Here is an 11679-nt window from a genome sequence, read left to right on the forward strand (position 1 = left end):
ATTTTCCCGCCGGGAGCCTGGGTTGCAAGGGAGGCGGCGGTGAGCCTCCCTTGCACGTTCACGGGTACCTGAGCTTCAGAGAAATGATACCGCTGAGGTGAACGGAACCCTGAGCAAGAATCACATGTTCACCCTACATGCTTAACTGAATGGTATTGCCGTTACCGGAGCCTTAATTAACCATACCCTTAGCCGATTGTCATCAGGCTGGCGTTACCGCCAGCAGCAGCGGTGTTGACGCTCAATGAGCGTTCAATATACAGCCGCTCCAGCAGGATATTGCTCTCACCACGGGCAAAGCCTTGTACCGAGACAATTGCGCCATCCCGTGCGGCAACCGCCTCGCATAACGCGCGCAGTTGATCGGAATCACCGTGGAAGATAACGGCATCGAACGGTTGTACGGTCAGATTATCCGCTTTGGCAAACTGGATGCGCCCGGAAAGAGCGGCAGGCAGACGTTTTGCCAGATCGCGGTGGAAAGCATCATCCGGCCACAGGATGAGACTGCCCACGGAAGCCACGGCGGCGACCTGAACCAGTGCGTCCTGTTCGTTATCGGCAATACACAGAACGCGATCGCGAGGTAACAGCGTCCAGGTGTTGCGCTCGCCGGTAGGGCCAGGCAACAAACGCTGAGTTCCGGCCTGCGCCAGTTCAGCAAACTGTTGGCACAGGGTCTGCAACGCCGGGCGATCGGCTGCCCATTCGGTGAGGGCGTCCAGCGGCTGGATCAGCGCCGCCTTGAGCTGTGCATCGACAGGGTAATCGGCATCCTGGCGCGCCAGGGTGATGCTTAGTGCATTTTCCGGACGGTTAGCCAGCAGACGGTACAGATACAGCGGACCGCCGGCTTTCGGACCGGTGCCTGACAAGCCTTCGCCGCCGAAGGGCTGCACGCCGACCACCGCGCCAACCATATTACGGTTGACGTACAGGTTACCCACGTGTGCGGAGCCGGTGACCTGAGCGATGGTTTCATCAATACGGGTATGCACACCCAGCGTCAGGCCGTAGCCGGAAGCATTGATTTGCTCAATCAGATTGCCCAGATTGCTGCGGGTGTAGCGTACGACGTGCAGCACCGGACCAAACACCTCTTTTTGCAGTTCGTCGAAGCTCTCCAGCTCAATCAGCGTCGGCGCAATAAAGGTACCGGTTTGCCATTCCCGCGCATCCTCGCTGTTTTCACGTGCAGCCTGGAATACCGGACGTCCCTTGGCGCGCATGGCCTGAATGTGGCGCTCAATATTGGTTTTGGCCTCATCATCAATAACCGGCCCAATGTCAGTGGTCAGGCGGCCCGGATTGCCCATCCGGCATTCGGCCATCGCGCCGCGCAGCATTTTCAGTGTGTGCTCGGCGATGTCATCCTGCAGGCACAGGACGCGCAGTGCCGAGCAGCGCTGTCCGGCGCTGTCAAAAGCGGAGGCCAGCACATCAACGACCACTTGCTCCGTCAGCGCCGAGGAGTCGACGATCATCGCGTTCATTCCACCGGTTTCGGCGATCAGCGGGATCGGACGGCCTTGCGCGTCAAGACGGCGAGCAATATTACGTTGTAACAGCGTGGCGACTTCCGTTGAACCGGTGAACATCACGCCGCGTACGCGCTCATCGGACGTCAGCTGTGCCCCGACGGTTTCACCCTGGCCAGGCAACAGTTGTACCACGCCAGGCGGCACGCCAGCTTCCAGTAAAATGGCGATCCCCTGGGCGGCAATCAGCGGTGTCTGTTCTGCCGGTTTTGCCAGCACGCTATTGCCTGCAGCCAGCGCGGCGGCAATTTGCCCGCTGAAGATGGCCAGCGGGAAGTTCCACGGGCTGATACAGACCACCGGGCCGAGCGGACGATGGGTTTCGTTATCAAAATCATCGCGGACTTGCCCGGCGTAATAATGCAGGAAGTCGACCGCTTCACGCACTTCGGCAATGGCGTTGCTAAAGGTTTTACCTGCTTCGCGAACCAGAATGCCAATCAGTTGCTGCATCTGGCCTTCCATCAGAACGGCGGCGCGATGCAGAATAGCGGCACGCTCCTGCGGCGGCGTTGCGAACCAGATCGGCGCATTATTTACCGCGCTTTGTAACGCTTGCTCCACTTCATTCGGGGAGGCTTCACGCACGTAGCCCACAATATCTTTCGGCTCCGCTGGGTTAATTACCGGCGTCATTTGTCCGTCAGTCACCGGATGCTCCAGCATCGGTTTCGCGTGCCATTTTTGCAGTGCGCTGTTGAGCAGGGCAGAGGACAGCGAGGCCAGGCGATGTTCGTTCGCCAGATCCAGTCCGCCTGAGTTTTCGCGTCCCTTGCCGTACAGGTCGCGTGGCAGCGCAATCTTCGGATGCGGTAGACCCGCCAGGCCTTCCTGCTGCGCCAGTTTTTCTACGGCTTCGACCGGGTCGGCGACCAGTTCATCCAGCGGCAGAGTGGTGTCGGCAATGCGGTTAACGAATGAGGTATTCGCGCCGTTTTCCAGCAGCCGACGCACCAGGTACGCCAGCAGCGTTTCATGGGTCCCTACCGGTGCGTAAATACGGCATGGGCGGTTCAGTTTGCCATCGGCAACTTTGCCGGTAACCTGCTCGTACAGGGGTTCACCCATGCCGTGCAGGCACTGGAACTCGTACTGTCCGGGATAATAGTTCTGACCCGCTAACTGATAAATGGCCGCCAGCGTATGGGCGTTATGGGTGGCAAATTGCGGGTAGATCAGATTCGGCACGGCAAGCAGTTTTTTGGCGCAGGCCAGATAGGAAACGTCGGTGTAGACCTTACGGGTATACACTGGATACCCTTCCAGACCGTCCATCTGGGCGCGTTTAATTTCGCTGTCCCAGTATGCGCCTTTTACCAGGCGGATCATCAGGCGACGGCGGCTGCGCGTGGCCAGATCAATCAGATAATCAATCACGTACGGACAGCGTTTCTGGTAGGCCTGGATGACAAAACCAATCCCGTTCCAACCCGCCAGCTCAGGTTCGAAGCACAGTTTTTCCAGCAGATCGAGGGAGATTTCCAGGCGGTCTGCTTCTTCGGCGTCAATATTGATGCCAACGTCGTACTGACGCGCCAGCAGGGTGAGCGACTTCAGGCGTGGATAAAGCTCGTCCATTACGCGATCGTACTGCGCACGGCTGTAGCGTGGGTGCAGCGCCGACAGCTTGATCGAAATCCCCGGCCCTTCATAAATGCCGCGTCCATTAGACGCTTTACCAATCGCGTGGATAGCCTGCTGGTAAGACACCATATAGGCCTGCGCGTCAGCGGCGGTCAGTGCGGCTTCTCCCAACATGTCGTAGGAGTAGCGGAAACCTTTGTCTTCCAGCTTCCGTGCGTTAGCCAGTGCTTCGGCGATGGTTTCCCCGGTGACGAACTGCTCCCCCATCAAGCGCATCGCCATATCGACGCCTTTGCGGACCAGCGGCTCGCCGCTCTTACCGATGATGCGGTTCAACGAGCGCGAGAGGCTGGCTTCGTTATGTGTGGAGACCAGGCGTCCGGTAAACAGCAGTCCCCAGGTTGCCGCGTTGACGAATAACGACGGGCTGCGTCCAATGTGCGACTGCCAGTTACCGTTGCTAATTTTGTCGCGGATCAGCGCATCGCGCGTGGCTTTGTCGGGAATACGCAGCAGGGCTTCCGCCAGGCACATCAGCGCAACACCTTCCTGAGAGGACAGCGAGAACTCTTGCAAGAGTCCCTGTACCATGCCGGCGCGACCGCTGGCGGTTTTCTGGTTACGTAGTTTGTCGGCTAACTGATATGCCAGCTTATGAGCCTGTTCAGCGATCGGTTGCGGCAGGCGCGCCTGTTCCATCAGCATCGGTACGGCGTCGGTTTCTGCACGACGATACGCGGCGGTGATCGCCGCCCGGGAAACGGACTGCGGCAGGATCTGCTCGGCAAACTCGAGGAAAGGCTGGTGAGTTTCATTCTGGTATGCCGAGGCGTCATCACCTTCATTGGCTGCACCCACCAGTAGGGCAGGCAGCTCAGGCAGGGCATCGTCATTTTCCAGTCTTTCGAGATAATTAAAGATGGCTTGTTTGATCAGCCAGTGCGGCGTGCGATCGATTCGTGTTGCGGCTGTTTTAATACGCTCGCGTGTGGCGTCGTCCAGCTTAACCCCCATCGTGGTGGTTCCCATGCCGTTTACTCCTGTTGTGCTGAAATACGGGACTGATAGTTACTGAGAAATATCCACTATGTTGCAACTTTGTGCAACCGTGTTAAATGTGACTTGGTTTGCAAGCTTGAAAATGAATGAAATGTTAATAAATGTAGTGTTTGTTGGGATGTCTGTAAAAAATACGAGCGCTTTTTCTCTGCGGCAGTTAACACTTTTTAAAGGTGCAACCGCGAAAAGTGTGAGAGAGTGCAACCTCCAGAAAAATGCTATCTACTCGAGATCAAAATTGATGTAAATGGTGTGTTAAATCGATTGTGAATGATCCTTGCTTCCGGCAGGATACGGTCGCCCAGGTCAACATAGATATCTTTGCCACGTTCCGGCAGGGTAATAAAACGGCAAGCCACGGCATTGTCGATACATAATTTTGGAGAGTTTTGATGGCTATTAGCACACCGATGTTAGTGACATTCTGTGTCTATATTTTTGGCATGTTGTTGATTGGGTTTATTGCATGGCGTTCAACCAAAAACTTTGATGATTACATTCTGGGTGGACGCAGCCTGGGGCCGTTTGTCACCGCGCTTTCCGCCGGGGCATCCGACATGAGCGGCTGGCTGCTGATGGGGCTGCCGGGGGCGATTTTCTTGTCGGGGATTTCAGAAAGCTGGATCGCCATCGGCCTGACATTAGGCGCATGGATCAACTGGAAGCTGGTGGCCGGACGTTTACGCGTACACACCGAGTTCAATAATAATGCTCTGACGCTACCGGATTACTTTACCGGTCGTTTTGAAGATAAAAGCCGCGTGCTGCGTATTATTTCCGCGCTGGTTATTCTGCTGTTTTTCACCATCTATTGTGCTTCAGGGATTGTTGCAGGGGCGCGTCTGTTCGAAAGCACCTTCGGCATGAGTTATGAAACAGCGCTGTGGGCGGGTGCGGCAGCGACGATTATCTATACCTTTATTGGTGGTTTCCTGGCCGTCAGCTGGACCGATACCGTGCAGGCCAGCCTGATGATTTTTGCTCTGATCCTGACGCCGGTGATGGTGATTATTGGCGTCGGCGGCTTTGAAGACTCGCTGGAAGTGATCAAACAAAAGAGCATTGAGAACGTGGACATGCTCAAAGGCCTGAACTTTGTCGCCATTATTTCCCTGATGGGCTGGGGGCTGGGTTACTTCGGTCAGCCGCACATCCTGGCGCGCTTTATGGCGGCAGATTCTCACCATAGCATCGTGCATGCACGTCGCATCAGCATGGCATGGATGATCCTGTGTCTGGCGGGCGCGGTGGCCGTTGGTTTCTTCGGTATCGCCTACTTCAATAACAATCCGGCACTGGCCGGTGCGGTGAACCAGAACGCCGAGCGGGTGTTTATTGAACTGGCGCAAATCCTGTTCAACCCGTGGATTGCCGGTATTCTGCTGTCGGCTATCCTTGCGGCGGTGATGTCGACGCTGAGCTGCCAGCTGCTGGTGTGTTCCAGTGCCATTACGGAAGATTTGTACAAAGCGTTCCTGCGTAAAAATGCCAGCCAGAAAGAACTGGTGTGGATTGGCCGCGTCATGGTACTGGTAGTCGCGCTGATCTCTATTGCTCTGGCAGCTAACCCGGAAAACCGCGTTCTCGGTCTGGTGAGCTACGCCTGGGCTGGCTTTGGTGCGGCATTCGGACCGGTGGTGCTGTTCTCCGTACTGTGGTCGCGTATGACCCGTAACGGTGCGCTGGCGGGGATGATCATTGGTGCGGTTACGGTTATCGTCTGGAAACAGTTCGCCTGGCTGGGCCTGTATGAAATCATCCCGGGCTTTGTGTTCGGCAGTATTGGTATCGTGGTGTTCAGCTTGCTGGGTAAAGCACCTTCAGCCGCAATGCAAAAACGCTTTGCTGAAGCTGATGCGCATTATCATTCTGCACCGCCGTCACGTTTACAGGTTGAGTAATCTGCTTATTGCTTCTACAGCCCGCCGCGTGCGGGCAATGCCGTTCAGTTAACGACTAGTTTCAGAAGGCATCAAGATGTGCTGGCGGAGGCAATGAATATGCTATCTCAGAGAAAGGTTCCGTTCACCTCATGCTCATCGTTTTTCTGAAGCACCGATTCCTGTGAACGTGTAAAGGGCGTTCTCCGCCACGCCCTTTACAATCCTGGCTCCCGGCAGGAAAATTGTTGCTTCGCAATCCCCTCCGCTTATTCCTCCAGGCTATCGGGCCGGGCGCGAGGTAGCGTCCCTGCAAAACGCGCCCTGAGCCAGCATCCATGCTGGCTCTCCCGGCCTTACGGAAACACGTCGGCAATTTTCAGCCGGACCAGCCCACACCTGACTACCTGCGCTTTTACTTGAATATCTCTGAACAGCAAAACGGATATAGCTGAAAGCCAGAGCGCTGAAGCGACACCCTGGTCCGGCTGAAAATCGATGAGGCGTTGATGGCTGAACGGAAACTTATTCAGGGTAAAATGTTCTCCATACATGCTCAACTGAACAATATAGCGCCGCGTGCGGGCTTTTTATGCCGCTTCGCAAAATCACAGTAACCCTTATCAGACTAACTATTTACATTAAGTCATCATTCTCAAAACATTCTTCTTGAGTTTTTCTTTTCTGTAATGATAATCACTATCACTGTAATTTACTTTTCTTTTCACGAGTTGACTGAGAATAACGTTTAAGGGTGCTTCGCATGTTTGTTCCATTTCTGATTATGTTGCGCGAAGGCCTAGAAGCCGCGCTGATTGTCAGCCTGATAGCCAGTTACCTGAAACGGACTCAGCGCGGTCGCTGGATTGGCGTAATGTGGATTGGTGTTCTACTGGCGGCGGCGCTATGCCTGGCGCTGGGGATTTTCATCAATGAAACTACCGGTGAATTTCCGCAAAAAGAGCAGGAGCTGTTTGAAGGGATTGTGGCAGTGATTGCCGTGGTGATCCTCACCTGGATGGTCTTCTGGATGCGTAAAGTTTCGCGCAACGTCAAAGTTCAACTGGAGCAGGCGGTCGATAACGCGTTACAGCGTGGCAATCATCACGGATGGGCGCTGGTGATGATGGTCTTTTTTGCCGTCGCTCGTGAAGGCCTGGAGTCGGTTTTCTTTCTGCTGGCGGCCTTTCAGCAAGATTTGGGTATCTGGCCACCGGTCGGGGCGATGCTGGGACTGGCAACGGCCGTCGTTCTGGGCTACCTGATATATCTCGGCGGGATCAGACTGAATCTCGGGGCCTTCTTCAAATGGACCAGCTTGTTCATTTTGCTGGTGGCCGCAGGTCTTGCCGCCGGAGCCATTCGCGCGTTCCACGAAGCCGGGTTATGGAATCATTTCCAGGATGTGGCATTTGATCTGAGCAGCGTGCTGTCGACGCACTCGCTGTTTGGCACGCTGATGGAAGGGATTTTTGGTTACCAGGAAGCGCCAAGTGTCAGTGAGGTTGCCGTCTGGTTTATCTACCTGATCCCGGCACTGATTATGTTTGCATTACCGCCTCGTTCAGGCTCTACGGCGTCTCGTACTGCACCCTGATAACAACGCGACGCAGAATATCATTTAGTTACAACATACTTATTTATAGGGATAGGTCATGACGATTAACTTTCGCCGTAGTGCGCTGCAGCTGGGTATCGCTGCGCTGTTTACTTCTGCTTTTGCCTCACACGCCGCAGATATTCCCAAGGTCAATGTCACGGTTAACGACAAACAGTGTGAACCGATGACAATCACGGTTAATGCCGGAAAAACCCAGTTCATTATTCAGAACCACAGTCAGAAAGCGCTGGAGTGGGAAATCCTCAAAGGCGTGATGGTGGTGGAAGAGCGTGAAAATATTGCGCCGGGCTTTAGCCAGAAAATGACCGCCAACCTGCAACCTGGCGAATATGATATGACCTGCGGCCTGCTGACGAACCCGAAAGGGAAGCTGATCGTCAAGGGCAGCGCAACGGCAGATGCGGCACAGAGTGACGCCCTGCTGAGCCTGAGCGGTGCAATTACCGAATACAAAGCCTATGTAACCGCAGAAACCGCACAGCTGGTGGCGGGGACCAAAGCATTTACAGATGCCATTAAAGCCGGGGATATCGAGAAGGCTAAATCCCTGTATGCGCCGACGCGCCAGCATTATGAACGTATTGAACCGATTGCTGAGCTGTTCTCTGACCTCGATGGCAGCATCGATGCACGTGAAGATGATTACGAGCAAAAGGCCGCCGATCCTAAATTCACCGGCTTCCACCGTCTGGAAAAAGCGCTGTTTGGCGACAATACCACCAAGGGGATGGATAAATACGCCGACCAGTTGAACACCGACGTTATCGACCTGCAAACGCGCATCAGTGAACTGGCCTTCCCACCGTCTAAAGTGGTTGGCGGAGCGGCGGGTCTGATTGAAGAAGTGGCCGCCAGTAAAATTAGCGGCGAAGAAGATCGCTACAGCCACACCGACCTGTGGGATTTCCAGGCCAACGTCGATGGCGCGCAGAAAATTGTCGATCTCCTGCGTCCTCAACTGCAAAAATCCAATGCTGAACTGCTGGCAAAAGTGGATGCGAACTTCAAAAAAGTCGATAGCATCCTGAGCAAGTATCGCACCAAAGACGGGTTTGAAACTTACGACAAACTGACCGATGCTGACCGCAACGCGCTGAAAGGACCGATTACGACGCTGGCAGAAGATTTGTCGCAATTACGCGGCGTACTGGGTCTGGATTAAGCATCATGCAACAAGATAATGAAAACGGCGTGAGTGAACCCTCACGCCGACGTCTGTTAAAGGGCATGGGAGCATTGGGCGGCGCGCTGGCACTGGCGGGCGGCTGTCCGGTTGCGCATGCGCAAAAACCGCACAGTGCGCCGGGCACTCTGTCACCCAATGCGCGCGATGATGTACAGCCCTTTTATGGACCGCATCAGGCGGGGATCCTGACGCCGCAGCAGGCCTCGATGATGCTGGTGGCATTTGATGTCCTCGCCAGCGACAAAGCAGATCTTGAACGTCTGTTCCGTTTACTGACCCATCGCTTTGCGTTCCTGACCACCGGCGGCCCGGCTCCAGAAACACCGAATCCGCGCTTGCCGCCAATGGACTCCGGCATACTGGGGGCTTACATTGCCCCGGACAACCTGACGATGACGCTGTCGGTCGGCCATTCACTGTTTGATGAGCGCTATGGCCTGAAAGCACAAATGCCGAAAACGCTGCAAAAAATGACGCGCTTCCCGAATGATTCGCTGGATGCGGCGCTGTGCCACGGGGATCTGCTGTTACAAATTTGCGCCAACACGCAGGACACCGTTATTCACGCGTTGCGCGATATCATCAAGCACACGCCGGATTTGCTCAGCGTGCGCTGGAAGCGAGAGGGATTTATCTCCGATCATGCTGCACGCAGTAAAGGCAAAGAAACCCCGGTAAATTTACTCGGTTTTAAAGACGGGACCGCGAACCCGGATGGTACTGATGAAAAGCTGATGCAAAACGTGGTGTGGGTCACGGCCGATCAGGGCGAGCCTGCATGGGCGGTAGGGGGCAGCTATCAGGCGGTGAGACTTATTCAGTTTCGCGTGGAGTTCTGGGATCGCACGCCGCTTAAAGAGCAGCAAACCATTTTTGGGCGCGATAAACAGACCGGCGCTCCGCTGGGAATGCAGCATGAGCATGATGTACCGGACTATGCCAATGATCCTGAAGGTGAGGTGATTGCGCTCGACAGCCATATCCGGCTGGCGAACCCGCGGACCAAAGAGACCGAATCCAGCCTGATGATGCGTCGTGGCTACAGCTATTCGCTCGGTGTGACGCAATCTGGACAGCTGGATATGGGGCTGCTGTTCGTATGCTATCAACACGATCTGCAGAAAGGTTTTTTGGCCGTACAGAAACGCCTGAACGGTGAAGCGTTGGAGGAGTACGTTAAGCCGATTGGCGGCGGTTACTTCTTTGCTTTACCGGGCGTAAAAACATCGGACCACTACCTCGGACAATCTCTGCTACAAGCCTGATTCCCGTGCCCCGCGCCTGTGCGGGGCAATTCCTCACATGTTGACCTGATTCAGCGATGAACGAAATAATTAATTTTCGTGATACGTGCTGCAGTGAAATAATTCTGTCATCTCTCTGTAAGAGACTGTTGCCAACGATAAGATGGAATTTAGTTAACAATAAGTAAAAATATTGTTGCATTGAGAATAAATTCTGTTGTACTTATATGTAACAGCGGTAGTTCCCGGCAGTGATAGTCATTCACTATGGAGATCGCGAATGGTAACGTCCTGTATTGGACAGGTTTCTTACATTATCACCACCTTACGCGGACGTTTCTCTTCCGGTAGCCATCTCGTCACCGCTAAATTCCTCTCTCTTCCACATCTTATCCTTGTTACTGACGCCTTATACGGTGCGCGTAGCCGTGTGTGGTGTCTTATTCGTAGGCAAGCAATGGCTTACAAGGAAGCCAACCCTCAGATGTTCGTGCGCATAATCGTGCCGAAGATGGCGCGTGTGATGTATACCTACAACTCAAGGTGCTATCCATGGGAAGACAAAAAGCAGTGATCAAAGCTCGTCGTGAAGCAAAACGTGTGCTGAGACGGGATTCGCGTAGCCATAAACAACGTGAAGATGAATCGGTCACCTCGCTTGTGCAGATGGGCGGCGTAGAAGCGATTGGTATGGCGCGTGACAGTCGCGATGCCACACCTATCACGGCGCGAAATGAGGCTCAGGCGCACTACCTGAATGCTATTGAGAGTAAACAGCTGATCTTCGCCACCGGTGAAGCCGGGTGTGGTAAAACCTGGATCAGCGCGGCAAAAGCAGCAGAGGCTCTGATCCACAAAGATGTGGACCGGATCATTGTCACCCGTCCAGTTCTGCAAGCTGATGAAGATCTCGGCTTCTTACCTGGAGATGTTTCCGAGAAGTTTGCTCCCTATTTTCGCCCGGTGTATGACGTGCTGGTAAAACGTCTGGGTGCCTCCTTTATGCAATATTGCCTGCGACCTGAGATTGGGAAGGTAGAAATCGCGCCGTTCGCGTATATGCGCGGACGGACATTTGAAAATGCCGTTGTCATTCTCGACGAGGCTCAGAATGTCACTGCTGCGCAGATGAAGATGTTTTTGACGCGCCTCGGGGAGAATGTGACGGTAATTGTGAACGGGGATATTACCCAGTGCGATTTACCGGCGCATGTTCGATCCGGACTAAACGATGCGCTGGCCCGCTTCGAAGAAGATGACATGATTGGAATCGTTCGTTTCAATAAAGATGATTGCGTTCGCTCGGCGCTTTGTCAGCGGACGCTTAACGCTTACAGCTGATAGGTTCTGCGTCTTCAAGGCCCGGGGAACCGGGCTTTGTTTTTTTATAAGCAGGGATAATCGTTTATATGCATATAAAAAACACAGACACGCTTCTTTGCAGGATGCCTGATGGCGCTTCGCTTATCCGGCCTACGGGGATTTCGTTGTCGGCCGGATAAGATGCTCGTATCGCATCCGCTATATTGCAACAGACGAAAAAAAAGCCCGTACTTGCGTACGAGCT

7 protein-coding genes are annotated in these 11679 nt (G+C 54.2%); 6 read left to right on the forward strand and 1 reads right to left on the reverse strand.

What is annotated here, in order from left to right; translation table 11 throughout:
• Positions 1-188: 188 nt before the first annotated feature.
• A complete protein-coding gene (gene putA, locus FDX01_RS06350) occupies positions 189-4151 on the reverse strand; it encodes a trifunctional transcriptional regulator/proline dehydrogenase/L-glutamate gamma-semialdehyde dehydrogenase (protein ID WP_137399444.1) in 3963 nt (1320 codons plus the stop codon).
• A 422-nt stretch (positions 4152-4573) separates the two neighbouring features.
• On the opposite strand from putA, the gene putP reads away from it, so the two are divergent.
• The 6 genes from putP to phoH all read left to right on the forward strand — a co-directional run bounded on the left by putP (position 4574) and on the right by phoH (position 11453).
• Positions 4574-6082, forward strand: coding sequence for a sodium/proline symporter PutP (gene putP, locus FDX01_RS06355; protein WP_096757603.1), 1509 nt, complete (start codon positions 4574-4576; stop codon positions 6080-6082).
• 742 nt (positions 6083-6824) lie between these two features.
• Complete coding sequence (efeU, locus tag FDX01_RS06365; protein ID WP_137399445.1) at positions 6825-7658, forward strand: iron uptake transporter permease EfeU; 834 nt, start codon at positions 6825-6827, stop codon at positions 7656-7658.
• A 58-nt stretch (positions 7659-7716) separates the two neighbouring features.
• Positions 7717-8844 (forward strand): iron uptake system protein EfeO, encoded by a 1128-nt coding sequence (gene efeO / locus FDX01_RS06370; RefSeq protein WP_137399446.1) that lies wholly within the window; start codon positions 7717-7719, stop codon positions 8842-8844.
• A gap of 5 nt (positions 8845-8849) precedes the next feature.
• Complete coding sequence (efeB, locus tag FDX01_RS06375; RefSeq protein WP_137399447.1) at positions 8850-10133, forward strand: iron uptake transporter deferrochelatase/peroxidase subunit; 1284 nt, start codon at positions 8850-8852, stop codon at positions 10131-10133.
• A 259-nt stretch (positions 10134-10392) separates the two neighbouring features.
• Positions 10393-10686, forward strand: a complete 294-nt coding sequence (locus FDX01_RS23035) for a hypothetical protein (RefSeq protein WP_170973033.1) — start codon at positions 10393-10395, stop codon at positions 10684-10686.
• Entirely contained in the window at positions 10665-11453 is a 789-nt protein-coding gene (gene phoH, locus FDX01_RS06380) for a phosphate starvation-inducible protein PhoH (protein WP_168246965.1), read from the forward strand. The genes FDX01_RS23035 and phoH overlap by 22 nt, the downstream gene beginning before the upstream one ends.
• Positions 11454-11679: the final 226 nt, after the last annotated feature.

Source organism: Citrobacter sp. wls613 (assembly GCF_005281195.1).
GTDB lineage: Bacteria > Pseudomonadota > Gammaproteobacteria > Enterobacterales > Enterobacteriaceae > Citrobacter > Citrobacter gillenii.